At 44.1% G+C, this 21,573-nt stretch carries 21 protein-coding genes and 1 pseudogene; 19 read left to right on the top strand and 3 right to left on the bottom strand.

Annotation, left to right across the window (positions count from 1 at the left end; all coding sequences use genetic code 11):
* Positions 1-39: 39 nt before the first annotated feature.
* From G9U52_RS07185 to G9U52_RS07175, 4 genes are all read left to right on the top strand, one after another.
* The gene (locus G9U52_RS07185; protein ID WP_166147736.1) at positions 40-1,326 is read left to right on the top strand and encodes an ABC transporter substrate-binding protein; all 1,287 of its coding nucleotides are present in this window, start codon (positions 40-42) and stop codon (positions 1,324-1,326) included.
* Positions 1,327-1,382: 56 nt separating this feature from the next.
* A complete protein-coding gene (locus G9U52_RS39815) occupies positions 1,383-2,477 on the top strand; it encodes a hypothetical protein (RefSeq protein ID WP_243767182.1) in 1,095 nt (364 codons plus the stop codon).
* Positions 2,408-3,583, top strand: coding sequence for a hypothetical protein (locus G9U52_RS39810; protein ID WP_243767181.1), 1,176 nt, complete (start codon positions 2,408-2,410; stop codon positions 3,581-3,583). Before G9U52_RS39815 ends, G9U52_RS39810 begins: the two co-directional genes overlap by 70 nt.
* 194 nt (positions 3,584-3,777) lie before the next feature.
* Complete coding sequence (locus G9U52_RS07175; RefSeq protein WP_166147734.1) at positions 3,778-4,206, top strand: PH domain-containing protein; 429 nt, start codon at positions 3,778-3,780, stop codon at positions 4,204-4,206.
* A gap of 259 nt (positions 4,207-4,465) precedes the next feature.
* On the opposite strand, the gene G9U52_RS07170 is transcribed toward G9U52_RS07175, so the two are convergent.
* Complete coding sequence (locus G9U52_RS07170) at positions 4,466-5,365, bottom strand: arginase family protein (protein ID WP_166147731.1); 900 nt, start codon at positions 5,363-5,365, stop codon at positions 4,466-4,468.
* Between the two features lie 106 nt (positions 5,366-5,471).
* Between G9U52_RS07170 and G9U52_RS07165 the strand changes: the two genes are divergently transcribed.
* Both G9U52_RS07165 and G9U52_RS41610 read left to right on the top strand, forming a co-directional pair.
* Positions 5,472-5,813 (top strand): winged helix-turn-helix transcriptional regulator, encoded by a 342-nt coding sequence (locus tag G9U52_RS07165; RefSeq protein ID WP_166147729.1) that lies wholly within the window; start codon positions 5,472-5,474, stop codon positions 5,811-5,813.
* Between the two features lie 303 nt (positions 5,814-6,116).
* Positions 6,117-6,305: a DUF805 domain-containing protein gene (locus G9U52_RS41610; RefSeq protein WP_166147727.1), complete on the top strand. Its 189-nt coding sequence runs from the start codon at positions 6,117-6,119 to the stop codon at positions 6,303-6,305.
* Here G9U52_RS41610 and G9U52_RS07155 read toward each other — a convergent pair.
* Positions 6,259-6,615: an MmcQ/YjbR family DNA-binding protein gene (locus G9U52_RS07155; RefSeq protein WP_166147724.1), complete on the bottom strand. Its 357-nt coding sequence runs from the start codon at positions 6,613-6,615 to the stop codon at positions 6,259-6,261. The genes G9U52_RS41610 and G9U52_RS07155 overlap by 47 nt on opposite strands.
* A 338-nt stretch (positions 6,616-6,953) precedes the next feature.
* On the opposite strand from G9U52_RS07155, the gene G9U52_RS07150 reads away from it, so the two are divergent.
* From G9U52_RS07150 to G9U52_RS41310, 6 genes are all read left to right on the top strand, one after another.
* Entirely contained in the window at positions 6,954-8,237 is a 1,284-nt protein-coding gene (locus G9U52_RS07150) for a glycoside hydrolase family 18 protein (protein WP_166147722.1), read from the top strand.
* A 402-nt stretch (positions 8,238-8,639) separates the two neighbouring features.
* Complete coding sequence (locus G9U52_RS07145) at positions 8,640-9,371, top strand: NAD-dependent protein deacylase (RefSeq protein WP_166147720.1); 732 nt, start codon at positions 8,640-8,642, stop codon at positions 9,369-9,371.
* A gap of 134 nt (positions 9,372-9,505) precedes the next feature.
* Positions 9,506-10,789: a DEAD/DEAH box helicase gene (locus G9U52_RS07140; RefSeq protein WP_166147718.1), complete on the top strand. Its 1,284-nt coding sequence runs from the start codon at positions 9,506-9,508 to the stop codon at positions 10,787-10,789.
* A 99-nt stretch (positions 10,790-10,888) separates the two neighbouring features.
* The gene (locus G9U52_RS40815) at positions 10,889-11,035 is read left to right on the top strand and encodes a DUF4177 domain-containing protein (protein WP_311764814.1); all 147 of its coding nucleotides are present in this window, start codon (positions 10,889-10,891) and stop codon (positions 11,033-11,035) included.
* A gap of 114 nt (positions 11,036-11,149) precedes the next feature.
* Positions 11,150-11,920, top strand: a complete 771-nt coding sequence (locus G9U52_RS07130; RefSeq protein ID WP_166148209.1) for a nucleotidyltransferase domain-containing protein — start codon at positions 11,150-11,152, stop codon at positions 11,918-11,920.
* A gap of 350 nt (positions 11,921-12,270) precedes the next feature.
* Complete coding sequence (locus tag G9U52_RS41310) at positions 12,271-13,800, top strand: L,D-transpeptidase (protein ID WP_166147714.1); 1,530 nt, start codon at positions 12,271-12,273, stop codon at positions 13,798-13,800.
* Here the strand turns inward: G9U52_RS41310 and G9U52_RS41605 are convergent.
* Positions 13,797-13,952: pseudogene (locus tag G9U52_RS41605) on the bottom strand (hypothetical protein); the annotation flags it as partial. The gene G9U52_RS41310 and the pseudogene G9U52_RS41605 sit on opposite strands and share 4 nt — an antisense overlap.
* Before the next feature lie 55 nt (positions 13,953-14,007).
* Between G9U52_RS41605 and G9U52_RS07120 the strand changes: the two are divergent.
* The 7 genes from G9U52_RS07120 to G9U52_RS07090 all read left to right on the top strand — a co-directional run bounded on the left by G9U52_RS07120 (position 14,008) and on the right by G9U52_RS07090 (position 21,151).
* Positions 14,008-14,826, top strand: coding sequence for an AraC family transcriptional regulator (locus tag G9U52_RS07120; RefSeq protein WP_166147712.1), 819 nt, complete (start codon positions 14,008-14,010; stop codon positions 14,824-14,826).
* Positions 14,827-14,965: 139 nt separating this feature from the next.
* Complete coding sequence (locus tag G9U52_RS07115; protein WP_166147710.1) at positions 14,966-15,838, top strand: hypothetical protein; 873 nt, start codon at positions 14,966-14,968, stop codon at positions 15,836-15,838.
* Complete coding sequence (locus tag G9U52_RS07110; protein WP_166147708.1) at positions 15,816-17,693, top strand: FAD-dependent oxidoreductase; 1,878 nt, start codon at positions 15,816-15,818, stop codon at positions 17,691-17,693. The genes G9U52_RS07115 and G9U52_RS07110 overlap by 23 nt, the downstream gene beginning before the upstream one ends.
* Before the next feature lie 217 nt (positions 17,694-17,910).
* On the top strand, positions 17,911-18,771 hold the full coding sequence (locus G9U52_RS07105; protein ID WP_166147706.1) for a M15 family metallopeptidase: 861 nt from the start codon (positions 17,911-17,913) through the stop codon (positions 18,769-18,771).
* Positions 18,772-18,808: 37 nt separating this feature from the next.
* The gene (locus G9U52_RS07100; RefSeq protein ID WP_243767180.1) at positions 18,809-19,333 is read left to right on the top strand and encodes a VanZ family protein; all 525 of its coding nucleotides are present in this window, start codon (positions 18,809-18,811) and stop codon (positions 19,331-19,333) included.
* A gap of 20 nt (positions 19,334-19,353) precedes the next feature.
* Complete coding sequence (locus G9U52_RS07095; RefSeq protein WP_166147704.1) at positions 19,354-20,049, top strand: response regulator transcription factor; 696 nt, start codon at positions 19,354-19,356, stop codon at positions 20,047-20,049.
* Positions 20,042-21,151, top strand: a complete 1,110-nt coding sequence (locus tag G9U52_RS07090) for a sensor histidine kinase (protein ID WP_166147702.1) — start codon at positions 20,042-20,044, stop codon at positions 21,149-21,151. Before G9U52_RS07095 ends, G9U52_RS07090 begins: the two co-directional genes overlap by 8 nt.
* Positions 21,152-21,573 lie beyond the last annotated feature (422 nt).

The raw sequence follows: 21,573 nt of genomic DNA, 5'->3' as shown, positions 1-21,573 counted from the left end.
AAGCTTGTAAATGATAAAATTATAGGAGGAACTTATTCAATGAAAAAGTGGCTATTTATATTTATTGGTATTTTAATGACAATGATGACTGCATGCAATTCTGGAGGTAGCGAGGAATTGGCAAGTACGGAGAAACCGGTAACCAAAGAGGGGCAAAGAGTCGTTACTTTGTCTATGCAACGACCGAACGCATTTTATCAAACGATAGCGAAAAAGTTTGAAGAAAAGTATCCGGACATCGATCTGCAAATTCAGGTCACAGAAGATTATGAACAATACCAAAAAACGACGAATACAGCGCTGCTATCAGGGAAAGGTCCGGATATCTTTGAAATAAGCAGCTTGCCTATCGACGATTATGTGAGCAAAAAGCTTCTCCTGAACATGGATGAGTCTATGAAGCAAGACAAAACACTGAATAAAAGCGATTTGCAAATGAACATTTTGGATGAATTGAAGTTGAATGGAGGTATGTATACCATGCCTTTCGGGTTCTTCCTGCGGGCGTTCGTAGGCGATGGGGACATTCTTAAGAACACGAATGTGGACGATAAGAATTGGACCTGGAAGGAGTTCGAAGAGATTTCGAAGAAACTGGGTGAGAGCGGCAAGGAACGCCGCTACGCTTTAGCGAATGACCCGCCGGAACTCCTCCTTCAAGAAATGATTGTGGATAAATACGCAGAGTTCGTTGATCATACAGCGAAAAAGGCAAAGTTCGACTCTCCATTATTCTTGGAGATGATGCAACAAATTAAAAAAATGTACGATAATAAAGTCATGACATCGGAACCGGCGGATGTAGGCAAGCAAATGTTCTATTCTACCGTTTTGCAATCGCCGGCAGACTTTATCAATGGTCTGCATCTATTCTTCTCCAATCCGAAGCTGCTGCAAAAACCAGAACAAACAGGTGGAACGAGGATTGTCACCGCTTCCCAGTTCGCCATTCAAGCCAAATCTTCGGTTAAAGAGGAGGCTTGGAAGTTTATTGCCTTCGTGTTATCCGAAGAAGGGCAATCCCTGCAAGAGAGACAAGGGTTTTCACTGCTTAAATCTGTGAATGAGAAGCAGTTGAACGACATTCAGGAACAAGTTAAAAATGGAACGTACAAGCTTCCAGACGGGAAAGCACCCAAGGTGTCGGACGAAGAATTTACTCAGTTCAAACAACTCATTAGTACAGCTGATAACTATGCGGAGGTGGACAGTAAAGTGATTTCAATTATAGGAGATGATTCGAGATCATTCTTTAGCGAACAAAAGTCTGCGGAGGAAGTAGCCAAGCTGATCCAGAACAAGGCGACAACCTTTTTAAACGAGTAGGAAATATGATGGTAAGCCATTTTCCTGCGAATATACTTAGGAGGACAAAACTCAACATGAGCATAAACAAACAATCGACCGTCGTCCTGCTGCTGGCAGCAGTCTTAACCTTCGGTACTGCTCTTCCAGCTATTGCTGCAGAGAGCGGCAGCAATAGTAGTAGCGGTAGCAGCGGTACTACATCTCCACCAAGTAATCCAGCAGGAACCCTCACTACAGGATCTGCCCCAGCGCTAGGGCAGGTTGAGATCCAAGAGGGAAGTTTTTTCGAATTGAAAAATGTCACCATGCTCACAGAGCAAAGCGGTAAGACGGTAGCTTTTACTCTGGGCGTTCACAATGTAACGAACAGCGACCTGTTATTTATTGATTATTGGGTTCGTATGCGCACACAGTCAGGCAATCAAATTTCTGTGAAGGTGCTGCCGCAGGATAAGGACAAAAACCGAATTACGCCGCAGTCCGTGCAGGATATCAGCTTTTATGCAACGGTTAATGAAACGACGGAGCTGAAGGATCTTGTATTTGAGGTGATCAAATGGGATTTCAGCCAACCTAATTTTGAACACAAGCTTGGAGAGGTTGCTGTACCTGAGGATTATTCCATCATAACCCCTGTAACTGAGTCCCATACAATCCATATGGCAGGAACACAGATGAAAAGCTCAATCAAGAAAGTATTCATGACCAAAAATGAGAAAAATTACTCGCCAACCGTTGTATTGAATATGGAAAACGTCGGAAATCGCACAGCGGTTGTCCCCACATACCAGTTTCTGCTGCGAACAGGGGAAGGCTATATGTACCCCCTAGATGCCAAGAGTTTGAAGGATTTGGCGATAAATCCACAGGCAAACAAAGAAATCGAGCTGACGGGCTCCGTACCAATCTCAGTTAGCACAGAAGGCTGGCAGCTTGTCATTATCCAGAACGCAGCTGATTTAAATCTGAATCTTCCAATCGCTTACTTTCAGCTGCCCGTTGTATCTGAACCGGATCGTGTAGATACAGGAACCGAATACAATTTCTCGAATAAAGCGGGTACCTATACATCCAAGCTGAATTCATTCCAAAGGCTTCCATGGGAGGACCAGGATATTTTGACGGCGAACCTGACCTTACTAAACAAAGGTTTCCCATTCCTGACCTGACGGGATATTACCTGCTTGATGACAACGTCAAAGTGGATGCTAAGTTAATTAAGACGGATCAAATGATCGGACTTCCCGAAGGAGCAAGAGCTAATTTTCAATTCATCGGTAAGCTGCCTTATACGTATCCATTTTCGACGATCAAGCTTGTATTAGAAGAAAAAACAGGAGAAACAGAGAAAGAAGAGCTTTTGGAGTTTACCCATCGTTCTGAGCTGTTGAACATGCCTTATTTAAATGTAGGAGAAGCTTACAACAAAACAAGTGTCGGACGCAGCGCCAGCTACAAAGTGTTGAATGTAAACACCTATTCCGGTGATACTGGCGATATTTTTACTGTACAAATGGAGGCTACCAATCTTGAGAAACGCCTCACGGATGTATCCAAGCTTATTGCCCAGTTTAAAACAGTAGATGGCTCGGTCTATCCTGCGGTAATCTCCGAGATCAAGAATAAGGTAGGTCCAGGCGGAAGCGCACTGCTATTCCTCTCAGCCACATTACCCAAGGCATTTCCGACAACGAATATGCATGTGATGATTGGCGAGGCTATTACTGAGGATAAATATACGGAGAAGGATGCCATACCGGATGCATATGTCAATGCAGCTGCATTCTGGCTGCCTAATGAGAACTTCACTGCCAAAGAGGACTTCGTCAAAGTCGATCTAGCTCCTTACATGTTAACCATAGGCAGCATTAATACATGGTTAGATCGTAATGAATTAAGGCTGACTTTTGATTATGAGCTAGTCAATAATTTGCGGATGGAAGCCAATACTGAGGGGCGCAAGCTTGTAATCGCATTCGAAGATGAGCTTGGTAATAAGTCGTTTACGAAGGAATTTGATTTCAAGGATTTTGATAGCACTAGTGTTGAATCCGGTACACCTGCGGGAGCAGTGTCTTCTGATCCGGCTGTAAACGATGATAAAATAAGACTCGGCAAAAAAGAAAAATTTCGGATTACCGAACGTGATCTGGATTTGATTTTCCATTTAGACACCTTAAAGACGTACAAGCTCAGCATCTATGACTCCTTCCAAGGGCAGAAAAAACTGTTAGCGACAAAAAATATAGAGTGGTTTACAACAACGGACGAATAGATGAAAAACTAATGTAGAGTGGATACTACGATTTGGGATTCCTTTAAGGAATCCCATTTTATCGTTTCCGTGAAGCGTTTTTTTTATGTAAGAAAGGGGAGTTATGAAATGGATCCATTTATTTTATAGAGAGGAAATATGTGGCTTTATGTCGAATGAATATAATGGCTAGGAAAAAATTAGGAGGTGTAAAGATGGCTGGATTATTAAGTGGTTTGTTTGGTAACTATTCTGAAGTATCCGTTCAAGAGCTTTCAAATCAATACGGAAGTTATCTCATGCCAGAAGAGAAAATACAGATGGGGTTTAAGCTTATCCGAGATACTTTTATGGTTACGGATGAGAGGTTGATATTCATTGACCATCAAGGTGTCACTGGTAAAAAAACGAGAGTTGCTTCTATTCACTTGGATTCAATCTATGAGATAACTATGGAGACGGGTGGAACAGGTTTTGATGACAGTGAATTAACTATTCAGTACATTACCTCCCCCTACTATAGGACCACAAATATTCAAGTAGCTTCTTATAAGTTCGAGTTTGGGAAAAAATTTAATCTTCAACCTATTTATGTAGCATTGCTTACGCTCGCACACCAAAATCGTAAACGTTTAAATGCTTGACATTTAGAATACTGCTCTCAAGTTAAATGTAAAATGATAACCCGTCTATGCCTCTGCTGCATAGGCTTTTTTATATTGAAAGGCGGGAGGTGAATATGGCTTGGGAAACGCCTCGCCTTTTTCTTCAAGCTCCAGCCCCAGCTTACTTTGCACTTGCTGCCACATAAAAATACACCCTCGCAAACACAAAGTACGTGAGTGTATTTTTATGATTAAGCAGATCATTGTTCTATGATTTATGATAATTTCGTTTATGACTTTACTTATTTAAAATAGGTATTTCTCCAAGCAGATTCTTCAATTTAATAGAATCCCATGGCAAATGCTCCGTTATACCTAATCCAACTACATCTGTTTCTTCAGATAGTTCTTTAATCAAATTAAGTAGTTGAGGTATTTGCATGGTTCCCTCAGGGGAATAATTTATTGGTACATCAGGGTTGGCGAATAATAAAGAACGAAATGCCTTTGGGTCAAGCACATCTAAATCAAGATGAATTGCTAGGTGCTTAATTCCACTTTCTTTAATCCACTCTTTTATAGATTCAGTACTGTTCAGTAACTCTTTAGTTCCAGCAGTTCTAATACCTAGCCTTTGAATCATTTCTGTTTCTGATTCTATAGGAGCTATACCTAGTCTTTGAGACGCTTCTGATTGTTCTGTAAGAGCTTCTAATCCCGCGATAAAGACATTTTCAGGTTTTAGAGGGGTTTTCACAAGTTTTGCGAACTCCTCATCTCCTTCTCCCAAAAGATTCCCGAGAGGTAATGTATGTCCGTTATCATATCCAACATATCTAACTAAATCAACGTGAGCATCGATCCAAATTAAGCCTAATTCGCCACCGTATCGTTCGTTTAAATAGGCAAATGGGGCTTGTTCGACTAAGCAGTCACCACCAAACATGACAATGCGATCTGGCTTATGAGCATCAATGATATGATGGGCAGACTTTAATTGTTCAAGTAGCTGTTTTCTCCCATTCATACCGTTCTCGTTTTCAAGAGGAGTTCCATCATAAGCTTGAACTGGAACATTAATAAGGGGTTGATCATTGTCCGGTGCTAGCCAAGCAAGCAGTTCGGCTCCAAAAGAGTAGTTAGGGTTGTTTCCCCCTTGCCATTGTGGCATTAAAAGACGTATTGTTGTTTTAGTCATTTTTTTCTCTCCTTTACTTACAAAGTAAGGTTAGTATATGATGAACGCAAATAAAAAAATAGTACGCACTTATTTGATAGGTACTACCAGAAAGGATAGTGTAAATATGAGTATGGCTGAATATAAAGGTAAAATTAAAAATATTCAAGATACACCTTTTGGTTATACATTGTCAGTTATTGGTGGAAAATGGAAAATGGTTATTATTTATCTCCTAGCAGAAAACCAACCGGTTCGTTTTAATGAGCTGAAAAGACAGATAGGAGCTATTACTTATAAAACATTGAGCTCACAACTTAAAGAATTGGAAGCAGATGGTATGGTGAAACGTAAAGAGTATCCTCAAGTTCCCCCTAAAGTCGAGTACAGTCTCACAGATAAAGCGGAAACATTATTACCGGGTTTGGAAGAGTTGTGTGAGTGGGGCTTAAAGAACCAAAATAATTAAATCCAGTTTTCTAATTGCTCTCAGTATTAGAGAGACCATACTGCTGATGGCTGGAGAAATCCATTTATTGTTGTGCATCCAAGGTACCGTTGAAACGCCTAAACCACTTCTAACGCAATGTATAATCCTCATGCTCTCGTCCGTCTACATCAAATGAGAACCGCGAGCTTCTGGGTGGTTCAGATTAGAGAAACCGCAGCATATTTCGACTAATATACTACTTTGGTGAATATTGGTATGATAATCGAACTAACTACGAGGGGATTTTAAAGGGAATCATATGTAAACGTAATAAAAAAATATTTGGTATTCCGAGGAAGAACTAGGCGTAAGGAATATTGGCTGTTTTCTCTTATCCATATTTTAATTATTATTGGAATAACATTATTGGATTATATCGTGGGGAATTTTAACTTTGTATATATAAGACGCCGGGATCAACGCTTTATTGTTGAACGATGGCGTCTTTTTCTGTTTTCTTCAAACCTTTAAAAACCAGCTCGTAAGAATGGTCAATCATTTTGAATAGTTCCTGTTCTGGTATAGAGCCATCGATCAGGATGGTATTCCAGTGGCTTTTGTTTAAATGATATCCCGGCGTTATCGAAGCATGTTGTTCTCGCAAGCTTTCCGCAATAAAAGGGTCGCATTTCAGGCTAATGGTTAGTTGATGCTCATCCTGAGGGATTAATGCGAACATTTTTGAAGCGACTTTTATTACAAGCACATCGTCACCAAAAGGGTAATCCTCCCGGCTTCCTTGTTTATTCAGGCAGTATTTGCATAATGAAAGTAGATCCATAAGCGATGTCTCCTTGGTTTTTTTCTTGGGTTGACCTTCATAACGATTGGACTATTCTACCATTTTATTGAGGAAAGTGCTATCCATCAACAATGGCGTTCTTAAAATTAACCATCCTTATCGGATTTTGTTGGTAAAGTCAGACTCCAACATGATGACCTATTTTGGTCGTGGATTAGACATACATGATTTGCGGATTTCTGTAAAATAAGGTCGCTTTGGATATCATGTCCGAGGTGACCATTTATCAGTTGGTCCGCGAAGTATTTATATAGACAAACATCTATTTGATAATGAAGCATATATGTTTAATAAGGAAAGTTTAAGGGAGGGCCGCCATGCAGATCCATGTTGTGCAGCCAGGTCAGACGCTCTATCAGCTTTCAAAAGCTTATGGTGTAAGTATTCAAATCATAACAGAGGCAAATGAGCTTTCAGTGGAAAATTCGTTAGTCGTAGGACAGGCATTAGTGATTCCGATTATTGGTCAATATTATTGGGTTGAGAAAGGCGATAGCCTGTATACCATTGCCCGTAAATTCAAGGTGACTCCACAGGTACTGGCAGAGGTAAACGGATTAGCTATCAACCAACCTGTAAGCGTAGGTCTGAGGTTATATATTCCACCGAGGCCGACCAGGAATGCCGAGATTAATGCTTACATCGAGCCCCGTGGTGAAACAGTTGCGCCCCCACTGGTTCGAGCAGCCCAGGAAGCAGCCCCTCATCTTACCTATCTTGCTCCTTTTAGCTTCCGTATCCAACGCGACGGCACCTTGAAGGCTCCTCCTCTGGGTGACCTCCAGACGATAGCGGGAAGTAATAACGTGACCCTCATGATGGTCGTGACCAATCTGGAAGAACAATTTAGTGCAGAGCTTGGAGCTGCTCTACTCAACGACGAACAACTGCAGGATACCTTATTGAATGAGATCGTACAAACAGCCAAGCGGCTTGATTTCAAGGATATTCACTTTGATATCGAGCATTTGCGTCCACAGGACAGGGAGGCCTATAATCGATTCTTACGTAAAGCAGCAGATGTCATTCATCAAGAGGGGTTCTTGATGTCAACGGCACTCGCTCCCAAGACCAGCGCAGCACAAACTGGCGCATGGTACACGGCTCATGACTACCGTGCACATGGAGAAATTGCCGATTTTGTGGTGATTATGACTTACGAATGGGGGTACAGCGGTGGTCCGGCCATGCCCGTTTCCCCCATCGGTCCGGTTCGGCAAGTATTGGAATATGCGCTCACGGAAATACCTGCTTCCAAGATTATGATGGGACAAAACCTCTATGGATACGATTGGACTCTGCCCTACGTGGCTGGGGGTACCTATGCCAAAGCGTTAAGTCCACAACAGGCTATCGATTTAGCTAGAAAGCAACAGGTTGCAATTCAGTACGATTACGTGGCACAGGCTCCGCATTTCACATATTGGGACGATAGCGGCAAAACCCACATCGTTTGGTTTGAGGATGCGAGGTCCATTCAAGCAAAGTTTGATTTATTAAAGGAATTAAACCTTCGGGGTATCAGCTATTGGAAGCTCGGGTTAAGCTTTCCCCAGAACTGGCTGCTCATCGAGGATAACTTTAATGTCGTCAAAAAGTAACAATCCCCGTTATCTTGTTGGGCGTGATTTCCTCCAAGAGTCCCACAGCAAGCTCAATCTATAAGCTACTGAAAACCACGTTTCATTCGCGCAAGCCGCCAATCTGGCGGTTTTTTGCATTGTTACTCCGAGCAAGTCAAGGAAGGTACCCATTATGGTATAATGGTAGGTAAGAATTTGAAGGAATTTAAAAGGGAATTTACGGACAACAGCCATTATTTTAGCGGCAAAGCTGCATGATGGGCAAACGGATAAAGGGGGCCTTCCCTTAAAAGTAAAAACTCTCGATATCGCCGATAATATGAACTTGGACAGAATCCCTAACCCCACTGTAAAGGATTATGAAAGAATTGATAAATATAGCCGGGCGCTTCAGATTTTGAATGGAAAGAAGGTCTGAGCATGAATTTTAATGAAATCAAGCAGATAGTGAACGAAAGCCGTAATATCGTTTTCTTCGGAGGGGCAGGTACTTCCACAGAAAGCGGCATTCCTGATTTTCGCTCGGCTGATGGATTATATAATGAAGGAACTGACGAGAGCTATACACCGGAGCAGATGCTAAGCCGTGATTTTTTCATGGAACGGACAGAAGCATTTTATAGCTTTTATAAATCGAAAATGGTTTATCCAGACGCAAGGCCCAACCCGGCGCATGAAGCTTTAACAAAGCTTGAGCAGCGAGGGCAGCTTCAGGCGATCATTACGCAAAATATTGATGGACTCCATCAGCTTGCGGGCAGTGCCAACGTACTTGAGCTACATGGCTCCGTCCACAGAAACCGTTGCATGGGCTGCCAGGCGGCATATCCGTTGGCGTCGATCATTGAAGCGCCAGGACCGGTTCCTCTCTGTGAGCGGTGTGGCGAGATCATTAAGCCCGATGTGGTTTTGTACCAAGAGAGCTTGGATATGGACCTGCTGGAACGCGCGGCAAGCTATATCCAACAAGCAGAGGTGTTAATCGTTGCAGGCACATCGCTTACGGTACAGCCAGCCGCTGGATTGATTCGTTTATATAAAGGAAGCCAATTTATTTTGATTAATAAAAGCGCTACGCCAATGGACGGATTAGCCAACTATATCATTCCAGAGAGCATTGCCAAAGTGCTGGGTGCATTAGTTACAGAATGAAGCTCTTCTTTTTTACCCTCAACTATGTTATCATTATGTGTTACGACATAAATGAACATTTTGTATGGATACTACAAGAGATGCAACAAGTTAAAGGATTAATAACATATAAGGTTCATAATTAAGGAGACAACATGACATTTGATGATTTGAAAATTGTACCGTCGATTTTGAAAGCTTTAAGTAAAGAGAATTATACAGCACCAACTCCTATACAGGAGCAAGCGATCCCTGCTGTATTAGCTGGCAGAGATTTATTAGGCTGTGCCCAAACGGGGACAGGCAAGACGGCCGCATTTGCTGTGCCGATTATCCAATTATTAAGCGAGTCGCCAAGTAAGCCTACGGCGCATCGTCGTATTCGTTCCTTGATCCTGACACCAACCCGGGAGCTTGCGCTGCAGATTGCAGACAATATTCATGCCTATAGCCAATTCACCGATATCCGTTGTTCGGCTATTGTGGGTGGCGTTTCGCAAAAAGCGCAGGAGCGTTCGTTGCAGCAGGGAGCGGATATTGTGATTGCCACGCCCGGCAGGCTGCTAGATTTGATGAACCAGAAGTACGTCGATTTGCAATATATCAAAATTCTGGTGCTTGATGAAGCCGATAGAATGCTCGATATGGGCTTTATTCATGATGTTAAGAAAATTATTGCCAAAATGCCTGTCAAAAGGCAAACGCTTTTCTTCTCGGCAACGATGCCGCCGGAAATTTCCAAAATGGTTAAAGAGCTGCTGGTCAATCCAGTGAAGGTAGAGATTACTCCGGTGTCATCTACGGTGGATCGGATCACGCAAGAGCTTTATTTGGTGGATAAGGAAAACAAGCAAAATCAGCTTAACCATCTTTTAAAAGATAAGTCGATCGTTTCGGCACTGGTGTTTACCCGTACGAAGCATGGGGCTGACCGCGTTGTGCGCGAGCTAACCAGAGTGAAGGTTTCAGCACAAGCGATTCACGGCAATAAATCGCAAAATGCCCGCCAGAATGCACTAAGCAATTTCAAAAATGGCACAACACGGGTGCTTGTAGCGACGGATATTGCGGCAAGAGGCATTGATATTGATGAGCTTTCCCATGTGATCAACTTTAACCTGCCTAATATTCCCGAAACCTACGTGCATCGCATCGGTCGTACGGGCAGAGCGGGCTTAAGCGGAATCGCGATCTCCTTTTGCGAAGTGGAAGAACTCCCATTTCTTAAGGATATTGAGAAATTAATCGGGAAGACGATCCCTCAAGTGGAAGACCATCCTTATCCGATGCTGATAAAAACTCCGCCTGCAAAGGCACCAGCACCAGCGAAACAGGCTTCCAGACCGGCAGCCACCAAGCCCGCCAAGCCGAAGGAAAAAAATCCGATGCTTAAGCCGAAGTCCGAGTGGTTTAAGAAAAGAAATAAAACAACCAGATAACCTGTTGGAAATAACAGAAGCCTCCTTGTACAATAAGGAGGCTTTTTTGATTTTTAGATGTGGCAGGCAGCAAAAAAAAGCTTGGGGGAGACCAGGCGTGTGGGGGGAAAGCTGGGTTTAACTGAATTTGATAGCGAGCTTAATGCGATGGGCTACCAAGGCTGGGAATTAGTCTCTTGCTTTGATACGAACCAGCAGCAAGGCTCCTCCAAGGAAGTGATTAGCGTATTTAAAAGAAGGAAATAACATATATAAATATCGCTGACTGTAGAAGCGACCATTACGATTGCCGAAAAAAAAGGCATTGGGTCATTTGACGGGAAAAGGATGTAGGCTATGAAGGAAACGATACATGAAGCGATGCAAGATACGATTTTGGAAAAATTGAAAGAGATTGAGCAGGGGCATCAAATCAAGGTGCTATTTGCTGTGGAGTCCGGGAGCCGCGCTTGGGGATTTCCGTCCAAGGATAGCGATTATGATGTGCGCTTCGTTTACATTAGGCAGCGTGATTGGTACTTGTCGATTGATGAAAAAAGGGATGTGGTCGAGGTGCCGATCAATGACCTGCTCGACATGAACGGCTGGGATATCAGGAAGGCACTAAAGCTGTTCAGAAAATCGAATCCACCATTATTGGAGTGGCTGGAATCCAGCATTATTTATCAGGAAAGCTATGGCTTCAGGGAAGAAATGAGGGCGGTCAAGGAGCAGGTGTTTTCCCCGAAGGCTTCTATGCACCATTATCTTAGTATGGCAAAAGGAAACTTTCGCAAATATTTGCAAGGTGAGCATGTGAACATCAAAAAGTATTTCTACGTGCTGCGGCCGATATTAGCATGCTTGTGGATTGAAAAGTACAACACAAACCCACCGATTTTATTTCAGGAATTGGTCGAGGACCTGCTTGCTGGTAAGCCTGAGCTTAAAAAAAAGATGGACCTATTGCTCGACAAAAAAATGTTCGGCGATGAGATGGATTTAGAGCCACGTATTGATGTCATCAATGAGTTTATTCAGCTAGAGACGTTTCGAATGACAGAATATGCGAATTCATTTCAAGGGGAACAGAACGACCCCACGGAAATTTTGGATGAATTGTACAGGAAGTACTTAAGGATTTGGGACTAATGGCAGGCGAGATTGTCCATTTATGCTAACCTCTTCCCATAGGGTGGAGGTTTTTTCATATGTACAATAAACATATTGACTAGATACATAATGTATCGTAATATTTTTATACAACTAGAAATTTGCATGCATAAATGCTGATAGGAAAGGTTTTTTGCAAAAGTAAAATGTGGTTTGGTTGAATTAGATGAAGCGGGAGGTGTTTCTATAGAAAGAGTGTGCATATAATGATACGAATTGTATCACAAAAATTGAATGGGTATATCCAGGATTAGCCATCAAAAGGTAACCAGAAACCATTACTCGCGTTCTTTTTGCAAAAGCTGGTTTGCAGAAATGGAGGTTTTCGCGTGGATCAAACCCGAAGCCGTTTTAAAAATCATTTGGATGGGGAGATGGTGCATCTTACTAAAAATTTATATATAAGCCGCAGTGACCCGCTGTATTATGAGAAGGTGATCCAGTATTTGGATCCGCATTCCCCAGAAGCGCATTATAGGCTGGGTCAAAAGTTTGAGAAGCAGGGCGCGGTTGATAAAGCGGTTTTCCATTACAACGCATGCAGGAGGAGTTACCCATCCCCTTATTATTTTTCCTCTGGAAACGCTATTCGTAGGCTGGAAAAGGAAGAGCCCCTTTCGCTTCCGGTTGCGGCCTATGAGCCACCTATTAGCTATAAAGAAAGCGGTGGTTTACCCCGATTTTGGAAAAATATCTTGCTGCTGCTCCTGCTGCTGAACGTTGTTCTTTGGGGGCTGTTTTTTGCAAAGGACGCAATCTCCACAACGGTTTCCACCTTTAGCTTTTGGGGGATAGGCAAAGAAATTACATATGAAACCGTAGATATGCCTTTCATCATGTACATGAACTATGGCAAGCCCCAAAAGGAAATTGAGCATGATTTGTATAACAAAGCGCTAGAATTGGCTAAAGCCAACCATGGGCAAAATATATGGCTTTACGGAGTCGCCTATAGTGGTAAAAACCCAGAAAAGCAAGCAGTTGCTTTGACGGACGAAACGCAAAAAGCGAAGGCATTTGTCGTGGCGCAATACAATGCTTCCCATGACCAAACCGTGAAAATTCGCTTTATTAATGCGGATTATGGAAGGCTAACCACGCTAACGGAGGTGGGGGCCAATCTTGTGCGTACGGCGCTGGAGGCCTATATCTCCGATAACGGCGTTCCGCCAGAAACCCTGGATAAGCTGGCAGCGGATTACCCGAACAACTATTTAAGCTTTATCCCCAATGAAATGCGGTCGGGCTCCAACCAAATCACCAAAGCCTACAACGGCGATGGCGGATGGGTGTTCGATCCATTGGCCAAGCAGATTAGCGATATGTTTTACGCTAATCTCGCAGAGCTGCCTCATTCGCAGAGGGCGGGCTTTGAGCGCTTTCGAATCGTGGTCGGAAAAAGCGAGCATTCGCTTCAGCTGCTGTCCGGCTCAACCTTGCTGATGGAGAAAACAGTCGGGCTGGGAGCTAACAATTCCACACCGGAGGGGAGCTTTACTGTTGCAGAAAGAGTGAAGGAGCCTAAAGGCAAGCAACCGAATGTATATGGCAGCTTTGCCCTCGGCATGGGCGCAATCGCTATACATGGAACTCATGATGCTGATTCAATCGGGGGCAATTTATCTTTGGGCTGCATCCGACTGACGAATGCAGATATCGAGGACTTGTATCCGTACATTCCTAAGGGTACGAATGTTTCGATCCGGGCGAGCCTTCATACGGAGCTGAAGAACACCTCTGGGGATGGGCCGGCAACGGTGGTTCTTCCTGATGGGAGTCCCCAAGCTGGGATGTTGCCTGCGGGAATTGTAACCCCGAATGAATCGGCGAAAGGTAAGGTATTTCATTGGTTAGGTTAGCAAAAGGAGGGCGCAGCTCTCCTTTTTGCTTTTTCTATCCTGATAACCATCAATACAGGGATGGTAGTAACTACGATAACGGCCATTTTGATCGTTTGCTCCAGCGCCGTCGCAGAGCTGCTGTCAAAGCCTGATGAATCCGCGCTGAGTCCCTAGTTAGGATATAATAAATATATCAACGAATTAGGATTCCGATGGGGTGAGGGTATGCACGACTATTTTGACCGGTTGTTCCCGAATATATTAGATGTACTGCGCCGGGACCAGCGGTTTTGGTCAAATGGCAAGCATTTTGTCCGTAAAGCGGCAAGCATGAATAATTTTTGCTACATACTTGGAGGGCAAGGCTCCTTGGAGATACTGGGCCAAACTTATCCGCTTAAGCGGGATGATGTGTTCCATTTTTGCGTTGGCCAACAATTTCATTTGCGTTCGGATCCGGATGATACTTTATGTTATATTGCTGTGCATTACCAGCCCTATGTAGTTCCTGTGCAGGCGGGAATGCCGCTTGAGGCCAATGCGGTTGCCTGGCCGTTTGCCCCGATGATGTCTATTGGCAAGGAGCAGAAGGAGCTGCCCGTCCTTATGGAAAGCCTGCTTCATTGCTGGACCAATAAAAATGCGGGCTTCGAATGGAAAGCAAGGGTCATGCTGCTCAATATTTTTCAGAAGCTGTCTGATTGGTATGGGCAAATTCAGCAGGATGAGAATGCCAGGCTCATTGCCGCTTCGATGGAGCATATTAAACAAAACTTCCATGAGAAGCTGGAGCGCGATGGATTGGCACAAATGATTGCGGTATCGTCGAGCTATTATTCGGTTTTGTTTAAACGGTATAGCGGTTATTCGGTTGTCCAATATATTACGAAGCTGAGGATAGACCGTGCCAAGCAGCTGCTTACTGCAAGCAAAGCGCCCGTGTCAGAAATCGCTCGAGAGGTGGGCTATACCGATCCGCTATATTTCGCCCGCAAGTTCAGCCAAGAGATCGGGATGTCGCCAAGTGAGTATCGGAATTCGTAAACAATAATCCATGGATTCCATATATTCCTCCATTTACTCTTTTTCATATGGTCGTATAATGAAGATATTAGTTGATTAATTATCCATGCTAAATGATTTATGCGGTTAAATTGAATGTGAAAAAGAGAGGGATGACGTAATGACAGCTGTAACAACGCATTATCCGCTGCTCGTTTGCGGGGCAACCTTTGCCGGTTTGGGGGCAGCATTTGCTGCTGAGCAGCCGGTGCTTGTAGTGGAAAGGTCGGCAGGTGTAGGCCAAGAGTTTATCGAAACCTTTAATCCAGGCTCTGCTGATAGCAAGCTTGCTGAAATTCAGCTTAGCCCGTTTGAACAATCGTTGCATGAAGAGCTTGTGCAGCGCAGCTTGATGAAGCAGGGAGGCGGGCCGATTCATTTGCCAGGGGCTCATGCGGTTTTATGCAAGCGTATTCAAGATGTAGGCTTGCAGGTGCTTTTTTTAACCGAGATCGTAGAAGTGCGCCCATTAGGCGAAGGCTTCGAGGTGATGCTTTACAATGTCTCCGGTTTTCAAACGATTCGCGTAGACCGGATTATCGATACGACCAGCCGGCGGTTTTCGCAGCCGGATCATCTATATTCACCGATTGGCGCCAAGCGAATAAGTGCCCATTTATCTACAGACCAGCCTGAGCAGGCGGCGATGCCGATTGTTCAGCCGCCAGGCGACCGGGCTCAAATCGTACAGGGCCGTTTTCCATCCGAGCGCGTCCTGACTTTTACCGTCGATGCGGAAGCCGATTGGCCGGCAGCACGGCATAGCCTGCAGGAATATTGGCGTACACGCCCGGACAGCCTTGCTTCATGGACGCTTGCGGCTACCTCCAGCGCGTTTGGGCTGGATGTTCCGCAAGGGCCGCAGGAGCTTGCGGCTAACTGGTCTTGGCTTCCGTCCGAGGGCAGCCTCCATCCGTTACAGGCATTTAACCAAGGCTACCAGGCTCAACAGTCGAAGGAGGTCATCGAAGATGGATATATCAAGACTCTATAAGGGGCAGGCTGTCCGTAAGCCGTTTAGCGGGCAGGCCGACCAGCAATTTGATGTAATTGTGGTTGGATTAGGCACCGCGGGTGCTGTATCTGTTGTTGCCGCAGCGCAAAAGGGCTTGCGCGTGCTGGGCATCGAGCGCCTGACCAGCATGGGCGGAACCGGCACGGTTGGTTCGGTTTTGGGCTATTATTTCGGCAGCAAGGGCGGATTATGCGAATCGATCGATGACCAATCGCTGGAGCTGGAGAAGCAGCATATTTATACAGCCTCCAAGGGCGTTAATGGCGATACAAAAAAATATGTGTTTGAGCAAGAAGCCTTAAAGGCAGGAGCAACGCTTCACTTTGACAGTACGGTAACCGGTGTGCTGCTTGAAGGAAAAAAAGTGCGCGGCATCGAATGGTTTTCGCCGGAAGGCAGATTTACAGCAGAGAGCGCTATCGTCATTGATGGCACTGGAGATGCGGATGTATGCGTAATGGCCGGCTGCGAGCTGCGCGGCGGACGGGATTTTGACGGGCAGGCACAGCCGTATTCGAATGTGTATGTACATCTGGAGCAAGGCAGAGTAGCCTACCGCTATACCGATTCAGGCTATGTCGACCCGCGCGATGCCGTTAGTGTGTCTGAAGCGATTGTTTCCTCTGCGACCTTGCGCACGCATCTAAGGCCGGTGTATGAGGATCAGAACCGGATGCTGCGGATTGCCCCTTTGCTTGGGATTAGGGAAGGGCGATTTATATTAGGTGAAGACAACGTAACATTAGAGGGCTTCCTGAATGAGCAATATTCGAAAGAGCCAGCTTTTTTCGCCTACTCTAATGCGGATAACCATAGCAAGGACCTAGCATTTGAGAGCGAGTTCCAGCAGCGCTGGACTGTCGCCTCCAGCATGTGGGGCTTCAACTTTACAGTTCCAGTTCCGCTCGGCGCGTTAATTCCTGTAGGCTTTGACGGCCTGCTCGTAGCAGGGCGTTGCTTGGCTGTTGACCACGATATGGCCGCTTGCGTACGGATGAAGCGCGACATGCAAAAATGCGGAGAAGCCGCTGCCTATGCCGCCTATCTTTCCGTGCATTTGCAGCTGCCACTCAAGGATGTCCCTTATACCGAGCTGACCGCCTTGCTGCGGGAAACCGGCTGCTTATCCGAGAAGGATGAGGTTCGGTTCAAGGAAACCTTGTCCCATGCTGACGAAACGAATCCAATCGTAAGCTGGCTGACGAATCCTGAAGAGATCAAGACGGGATTGTCCGGCATCAAGCCTGGCCTTGCGATATGGTCAGCCTTCCGTCTAAAAAGCAGCATGGCTCCGCAGCTTGAGCAATGGGCTCTCCAAACGGAGCAGGAGCATCTACGGAAGCACAGCGCTTTTGCGCTTGCGATGTTAGGTAACGCCAAGGCGGCTCCGGTACTAAGAGAGACGGTACGGGAGAAGGATCCGTTTGTACCGAAAACAAGCCGCAAGTACAACCAGGTGCGGGGTTATGCCGCGATTTTCCTGCTCGGCTTATTAGGGGATAAGGAAATTATTCCGGAATTGGTATCGATTTTGAAGGAAGAGCCAGGAAAATGGACGTATGAGGACGAAAATAAAGAGTTTTTGGCGGATGCCAACGAGCTTTATTTCCAATATGTATCGTTCACGATTATAGCATTGGCAAGGATCGGCGAAAGCCATCCCGAATGCCGCGAGGAGATTAGTGAAGGCTACCGCCATTTGCTGGGGCGCAGCGGCTTGAAGCTTGCTGTCACCTTCAAAGGCAGCACCGATATCAAATTTGATATGAATGCCAAAATTAGCAAAATGATTGATGAAACCTTGCAGCGCTGGGGCGCAGCAGTTAGCGTGTAGGCCTTGTGGGCATGGCTTGTGGGATTGCGCGACTGAAGGGTTAAATTTTGCGGGATATGAAATGAAAGTGGAATCGGGAAGCCTTTTGTGAGTTCAATCGAGCTCACAGGAGGCTTTTTTGATGTAAAGTTTAAGAAAAACTTTATCTTTAACCTCATTTCTTTTTAAATAGTTTTTCTTATCCTAAAGTGTATGAAGGGTTAGGAGGAGACTAAGGATGAAGAAGTGGTTTTTTTCGCTTGTTATACTTGTACTGCTTGGCTATGGAGTTGCTCAAAACCCATTGAAAGTCTTTACCGAGAAACCACCGGTAGACAATCAAGCTCAAGAGGGGATCCCTCAAAGGAACGAGCTTACGCTAAAAGTAACAAAAGATCAGATTTACAAAGGCAATTTATTGTTGGTCAATAAGGATCATCCTGTACCACCAGGAGGTAAAGAGTCCGAAGCGGCCAATCTGTTTCAGCATAAGGAGCTGGTGAAGGGATTCGGTTTACTGGATAACACGATTCGTTTGTCGCCAAGCTTGGTGCAAAAATTTTCAACAATGATTGGAGCCGCAGAAAATGAAGGGATTAGCCAATTTTTAATCAGCAGCGGTTATCGGGACGACAAACAACAAAATCAGCTCTATCAACAAATGGGTGCTGAATATGCGTTGCCCGCAGGCTATAGCGAACATAACTTAGGCTTATCGCTTGATATTGGATCTACGCAAGCGGAGATGAATCAAGCGCCTGAAGGAAAGTGGTTGAAAAAAAACGCAGGGAGATACGGTTTTATTTTACGTTATCCGAAGGACAAAACGGCAATCACAGGTATTCAGTATGAGCCTTGGCATTTTCGCTATGTTGGTTTGCCCCACAGCGCAATTATCCAGGAAAAGAATTTTGTCTTGGAGCAATATTTAGATTTCTTGAAAGAACAGAAGACCATTACGACTACTATAGATCATCAAACCTATGAAATTTCTTACTATCCTGTCTCCAAAAACACAACCATCCCTGTGCCGGAGAATGGTCGCTATGAGATTTCAGGCAACAATATGGACGGTGTCATTGTGACCGTATTTTCCTGATCAGGTCTCATGAGTCTCAAGAAGGTGAGGGTGGGGAATGAAATCAAAAAGAATGTTGCATGATATTAAAATCCAGGTACTGTTTGCCTTGTATGTGTACGCATTATTCAAAATTATTCTATTTAAGTTCGGCTCGATCGATATTACATTTCTCTGGCAGCAGCTTAAGAGGAGTTTGGGGAGCCCTGAATATATCAGAAGGCGATTACAAGAAGGTAATCTGACACCCTTTAAAGAAATCTACAGAACGATTCATGTTTTATCGAATCATGATCTAATTAACCTGATTGGGAATATTGCAATATTCATGCCGTTCGGTATTTTTCTTGGTTTAATGTCAAACAAGAAAAGGATATCATTTATAGGCGCCTTCATACGTTCTTTAGGTTTAAGTCTGATCTTGGAAAGTGCTCAGGCCATATTCTCTATTGGAAGTTTTGACGTCGACGACCTCATACTAAATTCCACTGGGGGCTTGATCGGCTTCATTGCTTGCCGATTATGTGCTAACCTTATGGCTAGTACATCAAGTGTTATCCAAGCGAGAGAAGGGTCTATGTGATTCAGGCAGGGGTGGAAAGAATGAAGTCGATCACAATTCTGATAGCTGATGATGAGGCAGCGATTGCCGACCTCATTGAATTGCATTTAGAAAAAGAGGGTTACCGCTGCATAAAAGTATTTGATGGGCAGGAAGCTATTTCTGCTGTTCTGACGCATTCCCTTGATTTGGCGATTTTAGATATTATGATGCCTAAGCTGGATGGTTATGAAGTAACAAGGCAAATTCGAGAGCAGCATCACTTTCCTATCATTTTTTTAAGCGCCAAAGCGACCGACCTCGATAAGATTGCAGGACTAATAAGAGGAGCAGATGATTATGTGACCAAACCGTTCAACCCGATGGAATTGGTTGCCCGTGTGAATGCCCAGTTGAGGCGTTCCATGCAGTTTAATCAATCAACGCAAGCGGGCAAACCTGCTTTGGAGGCAGGCGGGCTGGTCATCAATCCCGAAGAACGCACCGTATTCCTTTACGGCAAGCCTATTGAACTAACTCCAAAAGAGTTTGATATTTTGTATCTGCTAGCCAGTTATCCAAAGAAAGTCTATAGTGCGGAAAACATCTTTCAGCAGGTGTGGGGCGATGCCTACTATGAAGGCAGCAATACGGTCATGGTACATATTCGTACCTTGCGGAAGAAGCTTGGAGAAGACATTCATAAAAACAAACTGATTAAAACAGTTTGGGGGGTGGGTTATACATTCAATGGCTAAAATGATCCGAAGCTTTCGATTTAAAATGATCCAGCTCTTTGGTTTAAGTATGCTTTTTTCCGCCACCATTACCTACATGCTCTATAGGGCTCTCCAACTCTACTATCATACGACCAGGTTGGAAAATCCATTGACTAAAATTCGTTTTTTCATAAGAGAAATTGGGGATATTAACTTCTTTTTACTTATTTTCATTCCTCTCTCGATTTTGTTTTTCTTTCTCTTCACCAAACGATATGCGGCTTATTTTAATGAAATATCCAGCGGAATTAATCAGCTAGCAAATGGCGACTTCACCAGTCGTATAAATATTCCATCCCAAGATGAATTCGGGGATATTGCGAAAGACATCAATCTGGCAAGTGAAAAATTGCAGAAAGCATTGGAGAGAGGGGACTTTGCAGAAACCAGCAAGGAACAACTGGTCTTGAATTTGGCTCATGATTTACGTACGCCGCTGACTTCCGTTTTAGGTTATTTGGATTTTGTTCTTCAGGACGACCAACTGACTGCAGAACAAGTCAGGCATTATACGAGCATTGCTTATACCAAATCCCAACGTTTAGAAAAGCTCATTGACGAACTATTCGAAATCACTCGAATGAACTATGGGAAGCTTACCTTTGAAAAAAAACCAATCGATTTAAGCGAGCTTCTCATTCAATTAAACGAGGAATTATACCCTATTTTCGAGAAAAACAACCTATCCACTCGATTGAATGTGACTCCGAATTTGACAATATGGGGTGACGGAGAACTACTGGCACGCGTATTTGAAAATCTGCTGACGAATGCCGTTCGCTACGGAAAAGAGGGTCAGCTTATAGACATTAATTGCCATCTTGATGCAGAAAATGTGGTGATTCAAGTCGTTAATTATGGAGATTGTATCCCACCGGAGGAGTTACCGCATATCTTCGATATGTTTTTTACCGGCGATCAAGCGCGCGCCCATCGTGAGGGGAGCTCCGGGCTTGGCTTATCCATTGCGAAGAACATTGTAGAACAGCATCAAGGTACCATTTCGGTCGAAAGCAGTTTAATTCGTACGATTTTTGAAGTCCGTTTCCCGCAAAAAAATGCATCCGAAGGACTAGGTTAACTGCTGTGCCGATCATTTTATGAAAATTTTATATTTACCCTACTTATTCTTTTAACGTCTCCCCTATTCTAAATGTATGAATGGTTTCCGTTTGCTATTGGCGTGTTCAGAAAGCATTGCTCGTCTGAACTACTATGAAGCCTTAGAATCAGCAATTATTGGCAAATTAGAGAAATGATGTAATCGTGGAATGGTTTCACTCATGACGGACGGAACCTAGTATTATGACGATGATAACAATATTTTGCATACCCTAATCTAACCTTGACGGGCTTCATGCCTTTCAAGGTTTTTTTTTAACAAATTGCGCGATTTATATGAATGCGTTATCATTTACACAAAAAGGAAAGAGAGTTGAATTTATGCGTTTTTTTAAGGGAAGTATTTCCTCCAGGTTTAAGTTGATTTATGGAATTTTTTTC

Origin of the sequence: Paenibacillus agricola, from assembly GCF_011440305.1 — a bacterium.
Lineage (GTDB): Bacteria > Bacillota > Bacilli > Paenibacillales > NBRC-103111 > Paenibacillus_S > Paenibacillus_S agricola.
Note: the sequence above shows the minus strand (reverse complement) of the source record. Positions and strands in the feature narration are given on the sequence as shown.

What these genes read in the sequence shown, in the direction of transcription:
- G9U52_RS39815 (WP_243767182.1), top strand. Translation starts at nt 1,383, where the DNA reads ATGAGCATAAACAAACAATCGACCGTCGTCCTGCTGCTGGCAGCAGTC.
- G9U52_RS07095 (WP_166147704.1), top strand. Translation starts at nt 19,354, where the DNA reads ATGAAGTCGATCACAATTCTGATAGCTGATGATGAGGCAGCGATTGCC.
- G9U52_RS07090 (WP_166147702.1), top strand. Translation starts at nt 20,042, where the DNA reads ATGGCTAAAATGATCCGAAGCTTTCGATTTAAAATGATCCAGCTCTTT.
- G9U52_RS07165 (WP_166147729.1), top strand. Translation starts at nt 5,472, where the DNA reads ATGAGTATGGCTGAATATAAAGGTAAAATTAAAAATATTCAAGATACA.
- G9U52_RS07155 (WP_166147724.1), bottom strand. Translation starts at nt 6,615, where the DNA reads ATGGATCTACTTTCATTATGCAAATACTGCCTGAATAAACAAGGAAGC.
- G9U52_RS07170 (WP_166147731.1), bottom strand. Translation starts at nt 5,365, where the DNA reads ATGACTAAAACAACAATACGTCTTTTAATGCCACAATGGCAAGGGGGA.
- G9U52_RS07115 (WP_166147710.1), top strand. Translation starts at nt 14,966, where the DNA reads ATGACAGCTGTAACAACGCATTATCCGCTGCTCGTTTGCGGGGCAACC.
- G9U52_RS07110 (WP_166147708.1), top strand. Translation starts at nt 15,816, where the DNA reads ATGGATATATCAAGACTCTATAAGGGGCAGGCTGTCCGTAAGCCGTTT.
- G9U52_RS07105 (WP_166147706.1), top strand. Translation starts at nt 17,911, where the DNA reads ATGAAGAAGTGGTTTTTTTCGCTTGTTATACTTGTACTGCTTGGCTAT.
- G9U52_RS07145 (WP_166147720.1), top strand. Translation starts at nt 8,640, where the DNA reads ATGAATTTTAATGAAATCAAGCAGATAGTGAACGAAAGCCGTAATATC.
- G9U52_RS07120 (WP_166147712.1), top strand. Translation starts at nt 14,008, where the DNA reads ATGCACGACTATTTTGACCGGTTGTTCCCGAATATATTAGATGTACTG.
- G9U52_RS39810 (WP_243767181.1), top strand. Translation starts at nt 2,408, where the DNA reads ATGGGAGGACCAGGATATTTTGACGGCGAACCTGACCTTACTAAACAA.
- G9U52_RS07175 (WP_166147734.1), top strand. Translation starts at nt 3,778, where the DNA reads ATGGCTGGATTATTAAGTGGTTTGTTTGGTAACTATTCTGAAGTATCC.
- G9U52_RS07140 (WP_166147718.1), top strand. Translation starts at nt 9,506, where the DNA reads ATGACATTTGATGATTTGAAAATTGTACCGTCGATTTTGAAAGCTTTA.
- G9U52_RS07185 (WP_166147736.1), top strand. Translation starts at nt 40, where the DNA reads ATGAAAAAGTGGCTATTTATATTTATTGGTATTTTAATGACAATGATG.
- G9U52_RS07130 (WP_166148209.1), top strand. Translation starts at nt 11,150, where the DNA reads ATGCAAGATACGATTTTGGAAAAATTGAAAGAGATTGAGCAGGGGCAT.
- G9U52_RS07100 (WP_243767180.1), top strand. Translation starts at nt 18,809, where the DNA reads ATGAAATCAAAAAGAATGTTGCATGATATTAAAATCCAGGTACTGTTT.
- G9U52_RS07150 (WP_166147722.1), top strand. Translation starts at nt 6,954, where the DNA reads ATGCAGATCCATGTTGTGCAGCCAGGTCAGACGCTCTATCAGCTTTCA.